General features: G+C 72.2%; 17 protein-coding genes. 7 read left to right on the forward strand and 10 right to left on the reverse strand.

The genetic code is table 11. The features are described from left to right. Positions 1-255 precede the first annotated feature (255 nt). The 4 genes from WIS52_RS18575 to WIS52_RS18590 are packed head-to-tail and all read right to left on the reverse strand — an operon-like array spanning position 256 to position 4,775. The gene (locus WIS52_RS18575; RefSeq protein ID WP_349299544.1) at positions 256-1,428 is read right to left on the reverse strand and encodes a hypothetical protein; all 1,173 of its coding nucleotides are present in this window, start codon (positions 1,426-1,428) and stop codon (positions 256-258) included. A gap of 20 nt (positions 1,429-1,448) precedes the next feature. After that, on the reverse strand, positions 1,449-3,425 hold the full coding sequence (locus tag WIS52_RS18580) for a hypothetical protein (RefSeq protein ID WP_349299545.1): 1,977 nt from the start codon (positions 3,423-3,425) through the stop codon (positions 1,449-1,451). Beyond that, the gene (locus WIS52_RS18585) at positions 3,415-4,224 is read right to left on the reverse strand and encodes a hypothetical protein (RefSeq protein ID WP_349299546.1); all 810 of its coding nucleotides are present in this window, start codon (positions 4,222-4,224) and stop codon (positions 3,415-3,417) included. Before WIS52_RS18585 ends, WIS52_RS18580 begins: the two co-directional genes overlap by 11 nt. Before the next feature lie 38 nt (positions 4,225-4,262). Beyond that, the gene (locus WIS52_RS18590; protein ID WP_349299547.1) at positions 4,263-4,775 is read right to left on the reverse strand and encodes a hypothetical protein; all 513 of its coding nucleotides are present in this window, start codon (positions 4,773-4,775) and stop codon (positions 4,263-4,265) included. Positions 4,776-4,789: 14 nt separating this feature from the next. Between WIS52_RS18590 and WIS52_RS18595 the strand changes: the two genes are divergently transcribed. Continuing rightward, on the forward strand, positions 4,790-5,488 hold the full coding sequence (locus tag WIS52_RS18595) for a Crp/Fnr family transcriptional regulator (protein ID WP_349299548.1): 699 nt from the start codon (positions 4,790-4,792) through the stop codon (positions 5,486-5,488). A 56-nt stretch (positions 5,489-5,544) separates the two neighbouring features. Here the strand turns inward: WIS52_RS18595 and WIS52_RS18600 are convergent, their stop codons facing one another. Continuing rightward, positions 5,545-6,285, reverse strand: a complete 741-nt coding sequence (locus WIS52_RS18600) for a helix-turn-helix domain-containing protein (protein WP_349299549.1) — start codon at positions 6,283-6,285, stop codon at positions 5,545-5,547. Between the two features lie 148 nt (positions 6,286-6,433). Between WIS52_RS18600 and WIS52_RS18605 the strand changes: the two genes are divergently transcribed. The 5 genes from WIS52_RS18605 to WIS52_RS18625 all read left to right on the forward strand — a co-directional run bounded on the left by WIS52_RS18605 (position 6,434) and on the right by WIS52_RS18625 (position 10,830). Beyond that, the gene (locus WIS52_RS18605; protein ID WP_349299550.1) at positions 6,434-7,237 is read left to right on the forward strand and encodes an SDR family oxidoreductase; all 804 of its coding nucleotides are present in this window, start codon (positions 6,434-6,436) and stop codon (positions 7,235-7,237) included. A gap of 52 nt (positions 7,238-7,289) precedes the next feature. After that, positions 7,290-8,126 carry a mycofactocin-coupled SDR family oxidoreductase gene (locus WIS52_RS18610; RefSeq protein WP_349299551.1) on the forward strand — a complete coding sequence of 279 codons (837 nt, stop codon included), beginning with the start codon at positions 7,290-7,292 and terminating at the stop codon, positions 8,124-8,126. Between the two features lie 18 nt (positions 8,127-8,144). Further along, positions 8,145-8,957, forward strand: coding sequence for a mycofactocin-coupled SDR family oxidoreductase (locus WIS52_RS18615; RefSeq protein WP_349299552.1), 813 nt, complete (start codon positions 8,145-8,147; stop codon positions 8,955-8,957). Next, positions 8,954-9,862, forward strand: coding sequence for an AAA family ATPase (locus WIS52_RS18620; protein ID WP_349299553.1), 909 nt, complete (start codon positions 8,954-8,956; stop codon positions 9,860-9,862). The genes WIS52_RS18615 and WIS52_RS18620 overlap by 4 nt, the downstream gene beginning before the upstream one ends. Before the next feature lie 188 nt (positions 9,863-10,050). Beyond that, positions 10,051-10,830, forward strand: coding sequence for a vWA domain-containing protein (locus WIS52_RS18625; protein WP_349299554.1), 780 nt, complete (start codon positions 10,051-10,053; stop codon positions 10,828-10,830). Between the two features lie 4 nt (positions 10,831-10,834). On the opposite strand, the gene WIS52_RS18630 is transcribed toward WIS52_RS18625, so the two are convergent. The 3 genes from WIS52_RS18630 to WIS52_RS18640 all read right to left on the reverse strand — a co-directional run bounded on the left by WIS52_RS18630 (position 10,835) and on the right by WIS52_RS18640 (position 13,193). Further along, a complete protein-coding gene (locus tag WIS52_RS18630) occupies positions 10,835-11,233 on the reverse strand; it encodes a TA system VapC family ribonuclease toxin (protein WP_349299555.1) in 399 nt (132 codons plus the stop codon). Further along, positions 11,230-11,457: an antitoxin gene (locus WIS52_RS18635; RefSeq protein WP_349299556.1), complete on the reverse strand. Its 228-nt coding sequence runs from the start codon at positions 11,455-11,457 to the stop codon at positions 11,230-11,232. The genes WIS52_RS18630 and WIS52_RS18635 overlap by 4 nt, the downstream gene beginning before the upstream one ends. 167 nt (positions 11,458-11,624) lie before the next feature. After that, positions 11,625-13,193 (reverse strand): RNA polymerase sigma factor, encoded by a 1,569-nt coding sequence (locus WIS52_RS18640; RefSeq protein WP_349299643.1) that lies wholly within the window; start codon positions 13,191-13,193, stop codon positions 11,625-11,627. A 92-nt stretch (positions 13,194-13,285) separates the two neighbouring features. On the opposite strand from WIS52_RS18640, the gene WIS52_RS18645 reads away from it, so the two are divergent. After that, on the forward strand, positions 13,286-14,155 hold the full coding sequence (locus WIS52_RS18645; protein ID WP_349299557.1) for an inositol monophosphatase family protein: 870 nt from the start codon (positions 13,286-13,288) through the stop codon (positions 14,153-14,155). A 5-nt stretch (positions 14,156-14,160) separates the two neighbouring features. On the opposite strand, the gene cei is transcribed toward WIS52_RS18645, so the two are convergent. Together cei and WIS52_RS18655 are read right to left on the reverse strand one after the other, a co-directional pair. Beyond that, on the reverse strand, positions 14,161-14,790 hold the full coding sequence (gene cei, locus WIS52_RS18650) for an envelope integrity protein Cei (protein WP_349299558.1): 630 nt from the start codon (positions 14,788-14,790) through the stop codon (positions 14,161-14,163). Continuing rightward, positions 14,791-15,891 (reverse strand): phosphotransferase family protein, encoded by a 1,101-nt coding sequence (locus WIS52_RS18655; RefSeq protein ID WP_349299559.1) that lies wholly within the window; start codon positions 15,889-15,891, stop codon positions 14,791-14,793. It abuts the gene before it with no gap. Between the last annotated feature and the right edge of the window lie 109 nt (positions 15,892-16,000).

Here is a 16,000-nt window from a genome sequence, read left to right on the forward strand (position 1 = left end):
CCCGGACCTCCGACAGGATTCGCCCGGTTTTCGCGCCGGTGGTCGGCCCGGGACGTGCGCCGAACGCGTGCCGGTCGACCGGATACCTGCTGATCGACCCAACGCGGACGACCCGACACGCGCGAGTATCCGATCAGCGCGCGCACTCCGGACCGGCGATGGGCGACGATCTCAGCGCCCCGCCCCGTCGCTCTCCCGGTGTCGCGTCGCCAAGACAGCCGGCACGACAACGACGGCACACGGCGAGCGTCGCCGTCAGCCGGCGCCCTCCGGCGGAGGGGCATCGTCCGGCTCGTCGATCGGTGACTCGGTTCGTTCCCAGCGCCTCCCTACGCCGCCGTGCTCGTCGGAAGGCGCCCCGCGCTCTTCCGGTTCCATCGCTTCCGGATCCTCCTGTCCCACGGTCTCTTCGCCGGCTCCGTCACGGGCCGAGGTAACCGATTGCGTGCTGTCCGCGACATCGTCGAGGTCCTGTAACCGGTAGGCGCGACGGATACGGTCGCCGAAGTCGGACCGGCCGTGCTCGTCGGCAGTTCGCGCGAGGTACTGGGCGAGGAAACGGTCTTCGTCATCATCGGGCAGCGCCTCCTCGAACAGGACACGGCCCGCATCGTCGTCTCGTGGGTCGACGGGCGGCGGGTAGGCCGACGGGTCGTCGCTGTCCTGGGCGGCGGCACTGATGCGGGCGAACGTCGGGATCCGCTCCACAGCCTGCTGCACGGCGTCACCCGGACGATCGAGGTTCCTTGTCAACCACCAGATCAGCGTGCTGCCGGGGGAGATCAGTGCGTCGCCGCCGAGGTAAGTACGGACCGCCTTCTCGTGCTCGCGCCGGTACTCGAAATGCTCCTTCTGCTTGCGCAGGGTCTCGATGCTCCGGACCCGATCGACGTCCTTCTCGTCGGTGCTGAGCGAGATGTCCGAGGCGGAGACGTGGACGGTGTGGCTCTCGTCCTGCTTCGGGGCGCCGAGCTCGGCTCGGAGCGCCTGCTCGGCCTCCTCCCAGTCGACGAGCGAGAAGCGCGCGGTGATCGATGCTGCGCGCGCGACGAAGGTGGTGTGGGCGAGGGCGTCGCGGTCGTCGTGGTCGGTGCGGTCGCCCATCGGTTCCCAGGCGACGGTGGCCGAGACGGCGAAGCGGTAGTCCGGTCGGGAGCTGGGGAGGCTCACGGTCGCCGGGAACGTCGTCGGCGCCGGCGGGCGGGGCGGCGGCGCGGGCTCCCGCGGAGGCTGTGGCGGGTCGGGCCACAATGTGCGGGCCGGCTCCGGTGGGGGCTTCCTGACGACGCTGTACACGATGACGCTCACCAGCAGGATCACCGTGATGACCAGGGACGTCACGATCGAGAGCCCGGCCGGCAGGAGGAGCAGGGGCAGGAGGATCGATCCTCCGGTGAGCCCGCCGACCTGGATGCGGTAGTCGTTCATGGGGGAACCGTCGACCTCCATCAGTGATCTGCCGCCGGGGGCCGGCGGTCGAGCGCGGCAAGCAGGCGTCGTGCAGCTGCACGACGTTGGGTGGGGTGTTCGCTCGCGGGTTCGGCGAGCCAGTCGTGCACGAGTGCGTGCAGAGCGGCGCCCCGGCCGGGGGCGTTGGCCGCCCGACCCAGGACCTCGGCGAGCCCGGCGCCGTCCACGGTCGCGCTCTCCGCCGTCAGCCACTGCCGGACCGGAGCCGAGAACGTCTCCTTCGACCGCCCTCGGAACACAGCCGCCCAGCACGAAACGAGTCGCGCCGAGAGATCCTGTGCGGTCGAGGGCGCTGCGGCGAGCCGGGCGGGATCGACGATGTCGAGGAATAGGTCGTGATCCGCGGCACCGCCCGCTGACCTGCGCTCGTCGATCCGGTGCACGAAGTGACGCAGGCCGATATCGGTCCGCGTGACGTCCTTCAGGTTGTCCCTGGCCGCGGCGGCGACGGTGCGGTCGGACCGCTGCGTCAGGTGGTGCAACCGGACGATGGCCTGGCCGGGCCATTCCGGTGCGATCACCTCTGCGGAGACCGTCGCCACCAGATGGAGGAGGCCGGCGGTAGTGCGATCGGTCGTCGCCCAGTCGTAACAACGACGTCGAAAGAATGCGCCGTGCCGACGGTGGAGCACTCCCTGGGTCAAGGCGAGTCCGGCGAGGACGTGGCTCGACGGGCTGTCGGTCCAGGTCTCGATCGCGTCCGCAACGAGCTGGGTGCGGTCGACTTCCAGCGCGTGGTCGACGTAACGGCCGACGTACTCGTGTGGAGCGATCCGGCTGTTTCGAGGGAACGCCGGCGCGTCCACCAACCAGTCGTGAAAGGCTCGGCGCTGGCCCGGGAACCGTTCCCAGAAATAGTGGCGGACGGAGTTCGCTGCGTCGAAGCCTTCGAAATGGACACACCCGTCAACGACACGAACGCCGACCGTGTCGAGGCGGCGGTGAAAGTCCGGCCGGGCGAGGTCATGATCGTCCATGGTCAGTCCGACGGCGTGGAGCAATCGGGACTCGGCAGCAAACACGGTGTCGACGGAGCATCCCTCGAACATCGCGGCGGCGAAGGCGAGTGCGCGGGTCCGTCCGTCCTGCGTCGCGCCGAGTTTCTGAACGGCCTGGGACTCACCGGCCCTGACGGCATTTAACGCCGTTCCCACCCAGGCTCCGAAGTCGCTCGTCGGCTCAGTAGCCCGCGCCCGGACGACCTTCCGTGCGAGCTCGCCGATGTCCGACAAAGGGGATCGGCCGACGAACTCGTGCAGACCGGGAGGCCACTCCGGCGAGCTTCCTCCGGCGACGCCTTCGTACTCGAGGTTCTTCAGCAGGGCCGCTACCCCGTCGGGGCGGGCGATGGCGCACCTCGCTCGTCCGAGTTCGTCGGGAATCGACGCTGTGCCGGGTCCGCGCAGAACGACAGCGAGTGCGGCTCGCTTGTCGCGGACCACGGTGAGCAGCGTCTCGAGTCGCGCCAGACGCCGGGTCGCGTCCCCGGTCCCCGAGAAATCGGCGAGCAACGACGCCGAGGTGGTGATGTCGTCGGAATGGAAGAAGTCGTCGTCCTCGCCGTCCGAGGCATGAAGATCGCGGATGCCGCCGCCGTGGTGCACTCGGTGCTCGGCCAGGAGATTCACCGCACTGGTGCGCAACCCGCTACCGGGGTCCCCGCACAGGACGACGACGCGACGTTCACGGAGGACCGCCCGCGCCTCGTCGTATCCCTCGGGCGCGACGAAGACAGTGGTCAGCCGTTGCTCCGTATGCTCGTCGATCGAGAGCGGACCGAGCCGCCGGCGTTCTTGAATGACCGCCTCGGCGATCTGCGTGATGTACACGGTCTGGTCGCCAGCCCCGGAATTGACCGCGCCTCGGTTGGCGGTGATGGCGGTGTGCGCCTGCGCGCCGATGTCCGGGGGCTGTTCCGGCCCTTCGCCGGGAGACTCCGAGTCCTCAGCGGTCACGACGCTGCCGCCTCGTGTAGAGGTTGCCGATGCCGGAGTGCACGACGCCGTCGTTGTTCGTGATGGTGGTCCGTACCTGCGGCGTCGGTCCGTCGGCGTCGACGGCGTCGGTCGCCGTGCCCGATGAGCGGGACCGCTCCGGTTGCAGACCCCTGGCCACGAGATCGCCCGTCGCGTTCGGCACCCGCAGATAAGCCTCACCGCGGAACTTCTTCTCGGGGATGTCGACCGGCACCGGAGTGAAGTAGGCGTGCGCCCCCTCTCCCGCATACCCGGTCAGCACGGCGTCGTCGAAGGCGTGCCGGGAGATGATCGCGGCCACGTGCGTTGCGGGATCGGAGCGATCGAGCGCTTGTCGGACTGCCGCGCAGTCGAGGAACCGGTGAAGCTCGATGCGTGCTCTGCCGCTGCCGTCAGCGATGGTGTTCCCACCCGAACTCGCGACCGGTCCGACGTTGATGCTCACCCGCATCCGGATCGGATCGCGATGGTCGCCTCTGCCGACGCCGTCCCGTTCTGCAAGCTCGTTCTGCAGTTCGGACAGGAAGGTGGTGATCAGGAAGGGCAAGATCGCTGGACGGAATCCCGCAACGTACCCATCGCCATCCGAACGGTGGAAGCATCTGTCGTCGACCCAGGCGCTCTCCCTGCCGCCTCGTGCGAACGCCGCCCGCAGAATGCCGGGGATCTCTTCGGTCAGGTCGTGATGATCTCGGCCGGGCCGGGAGCTGAAGTCCTTCACATCAACGGCCAGCATCGCCCGGTAGGGCGGAAGGTCATGGGTCGGAACGGCGGTCATCGAGACTGAGCACCCCATCACATCTCGTCCATCGTCGATCACGTTGTGCTCGCCAGGTCGGCACCGAGCGTTAGCCACAGGACGAAACCGGCGAGCTCCGCCGACGCGACGATCAGCGCGGCGCGGAACCACCGCAGCTTCCGCCGCGCGATCTCCGCGAGGCTCGAGACCTGCAACCAGGCCTGGTCGGCGAGGACCGCAGCGTTCGGTCTCGCCGGGACCGCTGCGCCGGATGCGAAGCCGGCGAATGTGACCCAACGGGGTGCCGGCCCGTGGGTACGCGGCCAGAGCACAGCCAGCACCAGAGCCATCGCGCCCACCGCGAGGAGCAGGACGGCGATCCCGCCACCCCGAGCGGTGGACATCTCGGCGCCGGGCCGCAGCGCTGACGCCGTCGCGGCGAGGACCACTCCCTGCGTGGCCAGGAGGAAGCCGGCTTTGGTGTCCATCGCGACGACGACGCGGTTCACCTCCGCCGCGACGGACAGTCCGATGTCGAGGTCGCGCTCCAGCGCCGGAGCCGTGTCGGGAGAAGCCGTGTCACCGGTCATGCTCCGATGACACGATGGATCGACCCCGCCGGTCTGCGTACTCCGACGCACAAACAGCGATCCCACCCGAGGAGGTCGACGTCGACGCCGACCGATCACTGACGACCTGGATCCGTGATGCCGGTCGGATCCGGTCCTGGAGCGCCGGTGCCCATGTCATCCGTCAGGGCGAACGGTCCGACTCCGTGGTGCTGCTGCGCTCGGGTTCGGTGAAGGTCCTGGCGCATTCGCCGGTGGGAAAGCAGGTCGTGCTGGCGCTACGGGGGCCGGGCGATGTTCTGGGTGAGTTCGGTGCGCTCGACGAGTTGCCGCGCTCGGCCGGAGTCGTGGCCCTCACCGATGCCGACGGGTGGGTCGTGCCGGCCTCCCAGTTCCGAGCCCGCCTGACGGCGCGACCGGACGACGCCGTCATGTTGTTGCGTCTGCTTGTGTCGCGCCTCCGTGAGGCAGACCTCCGACGGCTCGAGTTCGGCTCGCTCGACACCACGAGCAGGGTGGCCGTCCTCCTCGTCTCCATGGACGACGGGGAGTGGATCGGCCTCACCCAGACCGAGATGGGGGAGGCAGTCGGGGCATCACGGGAGGCGACCGTGAAGGCGCTCGCGCGTCTTCGGTCCGCCGGCGTGGTCGAGACGGGGCGTGGGCGGGTCCGCGTCCTCCGGTCCGACCTCCTCCGGCGTGCTGCCGCAGGAACGACGATGCTGCCCGACTGACATCTACCGCCGTACTGTCCACTCCGGATAACAGAACCCGGGGCGCCGAGCAGACATCAGCCCGGGCTGCCGGGGTGCCGCCGATCTTCCGGCGCCCGGCCGTCCCCCAGCGCCCCGCCGTTGTCGCAGAGCGTGGCGATCCGGCGGAGCCGCCCGCGCAGCGCCGACACCTCCGCGAGCTGCGCCACCAGCAGCCCCAGCAGTTCGGCGGCCGCCTCCACCATGCGCAGCTCGGCCGGTAGGGGGAGGTTGCCGGGGCGGGTCACCAGGAACAGTGTCCCGTACCGGCGGTCACCGGCACCTACGCCGGCGACGATCCCGTGGCCGGCCGAGCGTCCGTCTGGAAACCCCACGGCAGCCGGCTCGAACAGCTGCGCCGACGTCGCCTCCAGCGAGGCGACCACCTGCTCCGGCGGGGGTTCGTCGGTGAGCCGCGCGGCGAGCCAGCGTGGGATACCCGCGGCACCAGCGAAGCTCCAGCCGTCCGGGCCGGTCAGATACAGGCCCGCGCACTCGGCGTCCAGGGCACGGGCGAGCGGCCGGACCGCGTCACTGACCGTCCGGGCCACCCCGGCATCGATGACGACGGCGCGGGGCCGGTCCTCCACCGGGCGGGGGCGCGGCGGGACCGGCACACCGAGGTAGCGCTGCAGCTCCGCAGCCGGGTAGCGCCGGTGCCCACCCGGGGTACGGACCGCGGCGAGGACGCCCGCCGTTTCCGCCGCCAGAAGGGTCGTGCGGCTGATCCCGAGCACCGCACACGCCTCACCCGTCGTGAACCAGCCCTCGGAGCTCACCAGGCACCCCCGATCCGTGCGGAACCGTCCGGGAACGGTTTGTACGGGTTTCTTGCCTAGTGCTACACCTCACAGACGGCCGCTGTCGACGATGACCGTGAGCCGGATCCGGACGGTTCCGCCGGGTTCTCCGACGCCCGGAGGTGGGATGGAACTGCCCGATCTCACCGGCCAGGTCGCCCTCGTCACCGGCGCGGCCCGCGGGCAGGGCCGCTCGCACTGCCTCGCCGCCGCCGGCGCCGCCGTCGGAGCCCTGGACGTGTGCCGGGTCCAGGACGTGCCCGCCTACCCGCTCGCGACGCGCGACGAGCTCGATGCCGTCGTCGCCGAGATCACGGCCGCCGGGGGACGCGCGGTCCCGCTGGTCGCCGACGTCCGGGACACCGCCGAGGTGACCGCCGCCGTCGACACCCTGACCGCCGGCTTCGGCCGGGTGGACGTGGTGGTCAACAACGCCGCCGTCGTCACCAGCGCCCCGTTCTGGGAGCTGTCCGACGCCGAGTGGGACGCCGTCGTCGACACCGGCCTGTCCGGGGTGTGGCGGGTGTCCCGCGCGGCCGCCCCGCACGTGCGCCGCTCGCCGCGCGGCCGCGTCGTGAACATCGCCTCGACCGGGGGAGCCCGGGCGGTCCCCGAGTTCGCGCACTACGTCGCCGCCAAGCACGGCGTCGTCGGGCTGACCCGCGCGATGGCCGTCGAGCTCGCGCCCGACGGCGTCACGGTCAACGCGATCCTGCCCGGCGCCGTCGACTCCCCGATGGTCGCCGGGCTCGCCGACGAGCTCGGCCTCGCCCCCGACGAGGTGCACAAACGGTGGCTGCACGACCAGCTGCTCGCCGAGGTGATCTCGCCGGACGAGATCACCGGGGCCCTGCTGTGGCTGCTCGGCGACGACGCGCGCCGCGTCACGGGGCACTGCCTCGCGGTCGACGGCGGCGCCCTCGCGCGTTGAAGACAGCACTGATCCACGGAGAACAACGGAGTTCGGCCGAGAAGGAGGAACGATGGGACGGTACGACGGCAAGGTCGTCCTGATCACGGGAGGAGCCCGGGGGCAGGGGCGGTCGCACGCCCTGGCCTTCGCCCGGGAGGGCGCGGACATCGCGTTCTGCGACATCACCGACCAGATGGGCACCGTCCCGTACCCGACGGGCCGGCAGGCCGAGCTCGACGAGACGGTCAAGCTCGTCGAGGAGCTGGACCGCCGCTGCGTCGCGGTCCGGGCCGACGTCCGCGACCGGGACCAGGTCCAGGACTTCGCCGACCGGGCCCGCACCGAGCTGGGCCGGATCGACGTCCTGCTGGCCAACGCCGGGATCTTCTCGTTCGGCACGGTCGCGGAGATGTCCGGGGACATGTGGCAGGAGATGATCGCGGTCAACCTGACCGGCGTCTTCCACGCGTTCCGGGCCGTGCTGCCGACGATGATCGAGCAGGGGCACGGGCGGATCGTCGCGACCTCGTCGATGGCGGGAAAGGTCGGCATGGGCAACATCGCCCACTACGTCGCCGCCAAGTGGGGCGTGATCGGGCTGGTCAAGTCCACCGCGATCGAGGTCGCGAGCAACGGGATCACCGTCAACGCGATCTGCCCGACGAGCGTGGACACCGGGATGATCCAGAACCCGGCGGCCTACGAGCTGTTCCTGCCCGGCGTCGCGAACCCGACCCGTGACGATGCCGCACCGGCGTTCCAGTCGCTGAACCCGGTGCCCGTCCCGTGGATCGAGCCGGTCGACATCTCGAACACGATGCTCTTCCTCGCCTCCGACGAGGCCCGATTCATCACCGGCGAGACCATCGCGGTCGCCGCCGGCATGAACGCGAACAACGCCGCCTGACTCGGAGAGGACACGATCATGCCTGGACGCCTGGAGGGAAAGGTCGCGCTGGTCTCCGGGGCCGCGCGCGGACAGGGCCGGTCGCACGCGGTGCGGCTGGCCGAGGAGGGGGCCGACGTCATCGCGTTCGACCTCTGCGGCCGGCTCGACTCGGTGCACTACCCGCTGTCCCGGCCCGAGGACCTGGCCGAGACGGTGAAGCTGGTCGAGGAGCTCGACCGGCGGATCGTCGCCCGCGAGGCCGACGTCCGCGACACCGCGGCCGTGCAGTCCGTCGTGGAGGCCGGCGTGGCCGAGTTCGGCCGGCTCGACATCGTGTGCGGCAACGCCGGCATCGCCGGGTTCGCCGACAACACCTGGTCGATCACCGACGACGAGTGGGAGGAGATGATCGGGGTCAACCTCACCGGGGTCTGGAAGACCGTCCGCGCCGCGGTCCCGGCGATGATCGACGCCGGCAACGGCGGCGCGATCGTGCTCACCAGCTCGACGGCCGGGGTGAAGGGCATGGCCCGCACCGGCCACTACGTCGCCGCCAAGCACGGCGTCGTCGGGCTGATGCGCAACCTGGCCACCGAGCTGGCGCCGTACTCGATCCGGGTCAACACCGTGCACCCCACCGGGGTGAACACGCCGATGGTCACCAACGACTACATCGGCGGGATCATCTCCGGCGACCCGTCGTTCGGCGAGAACCTGCAGAACATGCTGCCGGTCGAGATGGTCGAGCCGGTCGACATCTCGAACGCGATCGTCTACCTCGCCTCCGACGAGGGGCGCTACGTCACCGGGACGATGCTGCCGGTCGACGGCGGGTTCCTGCAGAAGTGAGTGCGCCGTCCGCGCGGGACGCGATCTCCCGCGTCGTGATCGGCCGCCGCCGCGAGCTCGACCTGGTGCTCGCGGCGGTGTCCGCCGGGCGGGACGTGATGCTGGAGGGCCCGCCGGGGGTGTCGAAGTCGACGATGCTGCGGGCGATCACCGGTCACTGGGGCGTGCCGTTCGTGCTGGTCGAGGGCAACGCCGAGCTGACCCCGGCCCGGCTGGTCGGGCACCACAACCCGGCCCGGGTGCTGCGCGAGGACTACTCACCGGAGAACTTCGTGCCCGGCCCGCTGGTCGCGGCGATGCGCGAGGGTGGGTTCCTCTACATCGAGGAGCTCAACCGGGCGCCCGAGGACACGCTCAACGTGCTGCTCGGCGCGATGGCCGAGCGCGAGGTGACGGTGCCCCGGGTCGGCGCGATCAGCGCGGCGCCGACCTTCCGGGTGCTCGCGTCGATGAACCCGTTCGACGACGTCGGCACCGCCCGGATCTCCGACTCGGTCTACGACCGCTGGTGCCGGCTGGTGGTCGGCTACCAGGACACGGGGGAGGAGGAGGCGATCGTGCGGGCCCGGACCGGGTGCGACGACGCCGAGCTGGTCACCGACGCCGTCGCGCTCACCCGGGCCACCCGGTCGCACCCGGACCTGCGCCGCGGGTCCAGCGTGCGCGGCGCGATCGACCTGACCGCGGTCGCCGTCGAGCTCGGACGGCTCGGCAGCCACGACGGCGACCGTCCCCGGCTCGTCCTCGACGCCGCGCTGCTCGCGCTGTCCGCCCGGATCGCGGTGGACGACGCCGTCGACACCACCCCGGAGGAGGTGATCACCAGGATCTGGCAGGACCATTTTTTCTCCGGCCCCGGCGTGCGGCGCCGGGTCCCCATGTCCTCGACGTCGACAACGCCGTAGAGCTGCCCGCCGCCGGGTCGCGGCGTGGCCTAGCCCCGCTGCGCCGGCGGCCGAAGCAGCTCACCGCCGCGCCGGATCTGTTCCGTAGCGGACCGGGCGCCCCGGTCGTCGTCGAGCGGTCGAGCGGGGACCGGGCAGATCCCGGCCACGGCCCGGTCGGCGGCCAGGGCTCGCTCACGACCTCGCACGTGGCGCGGGCCCGCGGCCTCGCCGAACTGCTGGAGGACCGCCCGCCCGACCGCGAGGTGACGGCGATGGCCCGCCGGATCGCCCGCCGGCTGGCCCTGCGGCGGCCCCGTGACCCGCGGGCCTCCCGGGGCCGCGGCGCGCCCTCGCCGCAGCCCTACCGCTACCGCTCCGACGACATCGACCTGGACCGCACCCTGGAGGTGCTCACCGAGCGGCCGGTGCCCGAGGACACCGACATCGTCGTCCGGGAACGGACCGGGTCACCACGAGCCATCACGCTGATCGTCGACGTCTCGGGCTCGATGCGCGGGGAGAAGGTCCGGATCGCCGCGGCGACGGTCGCGGCGCTGTCCGGCGACCCGGGCGGGGCGGGGGACCGGCTGGCGCTGGTCGCGTTCTGGTCCGACGCCGCGGTGCTGTCCACACTCGACGAACCCGCGACGCCCGGTGTGCTGCTCGACCGGCTGCTGCGGATCCCGGCCCGCGGGCTGACCGACGTCGGGTTCGGGCTGTCCGTCGCGCACACCGAGCTGGCCCGGGCCCGGGCCCGGGAACGGCGGCGGGTCGCGGTGCTGCTCAGCGACGCCGTGCACAACGCCGGCCCGGACCCGCGCACGGTCGCCCGGCGGTTCGGCGAGCTGCACGTGCTGCTGGAGACCGACGGCGAGCACGACGCCGTGCTGGGGCGGGAGATCGCGCGGCTCGGGGGAGGACGGATGGCCGCAGTGCGGACGCACCGGGACGTCGCGCCGGGGCTGAACCGGCTGCTGCGGGGGTGAGGGCTCAGCCGACCGGTACGAGATCGGCGACGTCGGCGTGCTGTGCGGCCAGGCCCCGGTCGAACGTCGCTAGGCGTGCGTCGTGCGCGCGGGCGAGCTGCGCGAGGTAGGCGTCCGTGACCTGCCGGTGCCCGACGACGCCGGTCAGCCGGACCTCGGTGTAGGCGATGTCGTCGGACCAGAACTCGTGGCGTCGCGACGAGTGCAGGCCGTGCAGGGCGGCGTGTGCCTCTCCGGCGTCGCGGCCGTCGCGGATCAGCAGCCGCACCAGCGCGCCCTCGGTGATCGGGCAGGTCGCGAACCCGGTGTCGGTGGCACCGAACCACTCCTCGGCGGCGCCGTGGTGCACATGATCGGTGATCGTCAGGGCGATCAGGACATTGGCGTCGAGCAGCACCGTCACCGGTCGTCGTGCAGGGACCGGACGTCCTCGGTGGTGACGGTTCGACCGAGGGTGATGACAGGGAGGCCGGTTCGCTCGCTTCGATGCACAGCAGTGGGCGGGGCCTGCTCCAGCCCTCGGCGCATCAGCTCGGCGACGATGTCGCTCAGCGTCCGGGAGGTGTCCCGCGCGATCGATATCGCCTGCTGGTGCAGGTCATCGGGAAGGTCGATCGTAGTCCGCACGATCCCATCGTCGCATCTCCGCATCAGGATGCACCAGCAGGAGGACGAGGAGGCCGACGACGACCCTGGGGGCTGCAGGGCTGCTGCAACGTTGCGCTGCGCACGTCCCGCGGAACGCGACAGGCCCCGCCGGACGCACCGGCGGGGCCTGTCGGGTGGAACGTGCGTCAGTCCAGGTAGTCGCGCAGCACCTGCGACCGCGACGGGTGGCGCAGCTTCGACATCGTCTTCGACTCGATCTGGCGGATCCGCTCGCGGGTCACGCCGTAGACCTGGCCGATCTCGTCGAGGGTGCGCGGCTGGCCGTCGGTGAGGCCGAACCGCAGCCGCACGACGCCCGCCTCGCGCTCGGACAACGTCGCCAGCACCGACTGGAGCTGGTCCTGCAGCAGCGTGAAGCTCACCGCGTCGACCGCGACGACGGCCTCGGAGTCCTCGATGAAGTCACCGAGCTGGGAGTCGCCCTCGTCGCCGATGGTCTGGTCCAGGGAGATGGGTTCCCGGGCGTACTGCTGGATCTCCAGCACCTTCTCCGGGGTGATGTCCATCTCCTTGGCGAGCTCCTCGGGAGTGGGCTCGCGCCCGAGATCCTGGAGCAGCTCACGCTGTATGCGGCCGAGCTTGTTGATGACCTCCACCATGTGCACCGGGATGCGGATGGTGCGGGCCTGGTCGGCCATCGCCCGGGTGATCGCCTGCCGGATCCACCAGGTGGCGTAGGTCGAGAACTTGTAGCCCTTGGTGTAGTCGAACTTCTCGACCGCACGGATCAGACCCAGGTTGCCCTCCTGGATCAGGTCCAGGAACGCCATGCCGCGGCCGGTGTAGCGCTTGGCCAGCGAGACCACGAGCCGGAGGTTCGCCTCGAGCAGGTGGTTCTTGGCGCGCTCGCCGTCCCGGACGATCCAGCGCAGGTCGCGCCGCATCTGCGGGGAGAGCTTCTCGTTCGATTCGAACACCTTGCGGATGCGCTCGGCGCCGTAGAGGCCGGCCTCGATCCGCTTGGCGAGCTCGACCTCCTCCTCGGCGTTGAGCAGCGCCACCTTGCCGATCTGCTTCAGGTAGGCGCGGACCGAGTCGGCCGAGGCGGTGAGCTCGGCGTCCTTGCGCGCCTGGCGCAGGGCCTCGGACTCCTCCTCGTCCCAGACGAAGTCGGCCGACTTCTGCTGGGAGGCGCGGGTGGTCGGCGCCACCCGGTTCTTGCCGGTGTTGGTGTCGTCGTCGGAGTCGTCCTCGTCGTCGGAGTCCTCGACGACGTCCTCGACGTCCGCGGCGGCCTCGGCGAGGTCCGCCTCGATGTCGGCACCGTCCTCGCCGTCCTCGAGGACGACCTCGTCCTCGGAGTCGGCGTCCTCGCCGTCGGCCTTCTTCGTGGACGCCTTCTTGGGCGACGCCTTCTTGGCGGGGCCGGTCTTCGGCGCGGCGGCCTTGCGGGTCCGCGTCGCCGGCTTCTTGGCGGTGCCGGTCGCCGTGGCGGCGGACGCGGTCGCACCGGACGGACGGCGGCTGCGGGATGCGGTGCCCGCCGTCGTCTCGACGGTCGAGTCGCTGCGTGCTGCGGAGTCTGCGGCTGCCACCTGGGCCCTCTCGCTACGTGCGCTGGAGTCGTTACTGCCGGCGGAGCGCGGCGCACCCGTCGGGGGGGACGAGGTCGCGGACCGGCCGGGATGTTCTGTCCTGGCTCCACCTCGGTCGCCGGCGTCATTGGTGGTCGCCGCGCGTCCCGGAGGCGGGATACGCGTTCCATTGTAACCGCGTCCTGCAGCAGGGGACGCACCTCACGCCGCCCCGCGCGTCCGGGGCCTTCCCGGCGTGGTCGGATGGGGTGGTGAGCCCGCACGAACGTGCCACCACCGGCACCGATCCCGCCACCCTGCGCGCCGTCGCCGAGCAGGTCGCCTCCGAGGCCGCCGAGCACCTGCGCGGCCTGCCCAGCCCCCGGGACGCGGCGGGCGAGGTGAACGGGCAGGCGGTCACGACCAAGAGCTCGCCGACCGACGTCGTGACCGCCTCCGACGCCTCGGTGGAGCGCTTCGTCCGGGCCCGGCTCGCCGAGCTCCGCCCGGGTGAACCGGTCTACGGCGAGGAGGGCGCGGGCGACGCGGCCACGGCCCGCTGGGTGGTCGACCCGATCGACGGGACCGTCAACTACCTCTACGGCCTGCCCTGGTACGCGATCTCGGTGGCGGCCGTCGAGGCCGGCGAGACCCTCGCCGGGGCGGTCGCCGAGCCCGCCGCGGGACGGCTGTGGTCGGCCGGTCGCGGGCTCGGTTCCACCTGCGACGGGCGGCCGCTGGCGGTCACACGGGCCACCGAGCTCGGGCAGTCGCTGGTCGGCACCGGCTTCGCCTACCGGGCCGAGCGCCGGGCCCGGCAGGCCCGCATGGTCGCCGAGATGCTGCCGGAGGTGCGCGACGTCCGCCGGGCCGGCGCCGCGGCGCTGGACCTGTGCGCGGTCGCGGCCGGCTGGCTGGACGGCTACCTCGAGCACGGCGCCAACTGGTGGGACTGGGCGGCCGGCGCGCTGATCGCCCGCGAGGCGGGCGCCCTGGTGCACATCGCGGCCCCGCCGGGGGTGTTCGCGGACCTGGGAGTGGCCGGCGACCGGCTCGGTGCGGACGTCTCGCTGGCCGCCACCCCCGGGATCGCGCACGAGCTGGCCGGCCTGGCCCTGCGGTCCGGCGCGTCCCTCGTCTGACCGGGTCAGCAGACCCCGTCCCGCGCCTCGGTCAGCCGGGCCGGGTCGGCCTGCGCGCCGTCCTCGCTCCCCGGCGAGGACAGCTGCTCCAGCGCGTCCCGGGCCGCGCGGCCCGGGGCGACGTCGGTGAAGGCGCCGCCGACCACGACGTCGACGACCGCACCGCCCCGGTCGTCGCGGATCAGCTCCACGCACGGCAGCGCGAGCGCCAGGGTGGCCGCGCCTGCCTCGCCGTCGGGCCCGAACCGCATCTGCCCGATGCAGTCGAGGTCGCCGTCGGGATGCGCGGGGTCGTTGCCCGGCGCGGCGGCCTCGCCGAACTCCAGGTCGGTGAGCTCCGCGGAGACCAGCGTGCCCTGGCCGCGCTGCCCGCCCGCGTTGAGCACCTGGAAGCGGACGTCGCGGGGGGCGGCCGGGGTGATCCCGGCGAGCGCCTCGCGGTCCAGCTCGGTGCCGGCGACCGGGCCGGTTGCCGGGGTGGAGCAGACCGTCGACGACGGGCCGTCGGTGACGGCGCTCAGCACGACCACCCAGGTGGCGACGGCGAGCACGGCCAGCACCGCGGTGGTGACCAGGATCGGCCGGGTGCGGCGGCGCTCGTAGGGGCGGGTGGAGCGGGTCGACTCCGGGAGCATCTAGAACGCCCCCCCGTCGAGCACGTGGTGGCCCAGCGCGACGATCGGGCCGACGGTGCCGTCCAGCCCGTCGGCCATCTCCGCCGGTACCGAGCCGGCCCGGACCCGGGCGAGGATCCCGGCCAGCACCACCGCCAGCTTGAACGTGCCGAAGGCCACATACCAGGGCAGCGGGGTCGTGTCGAGGCCGGTCCGGGCGGCGTAGAGCTCGACGATCTCGCGCCGGGTGGGGAAGCCGGGCCGGTCGGTGGGGCCCGGCAGCGGCTGTGCGGCGGCCCACACGCCGTCGTCGCCGGCCTGCTTCCAGTAGACGAGCAGCAGGCCCACGTCGGCGAGCGGGTCACCGAGGGTGGACATCTCCCAGTCCAGCACCGCCAGGATCCGGCCCGGGTCCCCGGCGTCGTAGACGCAGTTGTCCGGCCGGTAGTCGCCGTGCACGATCGTGTGCCGCTGGGCGGCGGGGACGTCCGCGGCGAGCCGCTCCGAGAGCCGGGTCAGCTCCCGCTCGGTCTCCGCGTCGACCGGGACCGACTCGTCGTCCGAGTCGCGGGCGGCGGCCCACTGCTTCCCCCAGCGCCGGATCTGGCGCTCCATGAAGCCGTCCGGGCGCCCGAAGTCGGCCAGCCCGACCTCGGCCGGGTCCACGGCGTGCAGTGCCGCGAGCACGTCGACCAGCGCCTCGCCCGCCCGCCGCCGGTCGTCGTCCGCGGGAGCCCAGTCCGCGGGCAGGTCGTCCAGCGGGACGACGCCGTCGACGAGTTCCATCACGAAGCAGGGCGCGTCGGTCGGGGCGTCCGGTCCCTCTCCGTCCGAGGCCGCCAGCACGGCGGGAACCGGTACGGCCGAGCCGGCCAGCGCCGAGATCACCCGCTGCTCGCGGCCCATGTCGTGGGCGGTCGCGGCGACCGAGCCGACCGGCGGCCGGCGCAGGACGACGGCTCCGGCCGGGCTGTCCACCCGGTAGGTCAGGTTCGAGCGTCCGGCGCCGATCGGGGCCAGCGTGGCCTCCCGCCACCGGTCGTCGCCGAGCTCCGTGGCGAGCCATCCGCCGACCACGTCGGCATCGGCACCGGGCGTGGGCGTGCGGCTGCTCGTCGTCACATCCGCAGACCCTAGTGCGGAGCCGCGTCCGGGGGGTGTCGCGACACCCTCCCGCCCGGGTCGAACGGTCGCTCCGGCCGTCTGTGGCCCACCCGACACCGACCGTGCT

Source organism: Pseudonocardia nematodicida (genome assembly GCF_040105385.1).
In the GTDB taxonomy this organism is placed as follows: Bacteria; Actinomycetota; Actinomycetes; order Mycobacteriales; family Pseudonocardiaceae; genus Pseudonocardia; species Pseudonocardia nematodicida.

Coding starts and splice junctions, on each gene's coding strand:
- cei (WP_349299558.1), bottom strand. CDS start 14,790: ATGCTCCCGGAGTCGACCCGCTCCACCCGCCCCTACGAGCGCCGCCGC.
- WIS52_RS18575 (WP_349299544.1), bottom strand. CDS start 1,428: ATGAACGACTACCGCATCCAGGTCGGCGGGCTCACCGGAGGATCGATC.
- WIS52_RS18585 (WP_349299546.1), bottom strand. CDS start 4,224: ATGACCGCCGTTCCGACCCATGACCTTCCGCCCTACCGGGCGATGCTG.
- WIS52_RS18595 (WP_349299548.1), top strand. CDS start 4,790: ATGGATCGACCCCGCCGGTCTGCGTACTCCGACGCACAAACAGCGATC.
- WIS52_RS18615 (WP_349299552.1), top strand. CDS start 8,145: ATGCCTGGACGCCTGGAGGGAAAGGTCGCGCTGGTCTCCGGGGCCGCG.
- WIS52_RS18605 (WP_349299550.1), top strand. CDS start 6,434: ATGGAACTGCCCGATCTCACCGGCCAGGTCGCCCTCGTCACCGGCGCG.
- WIS52_RS18590 (WP_349299547.1), bottom strand. CDS start 4,775: ATGACCGGTGACACGGCTTCTCCCGACACGGCTCCGGCGCTGGAGCGC.
- WIS52_RS18610 (WP_349299551.1), top strand. CDS start 7,290: ATGGGACGGTACGACGGCAAGGTCGTCCTGATCACGGGAGGAGCCCGG.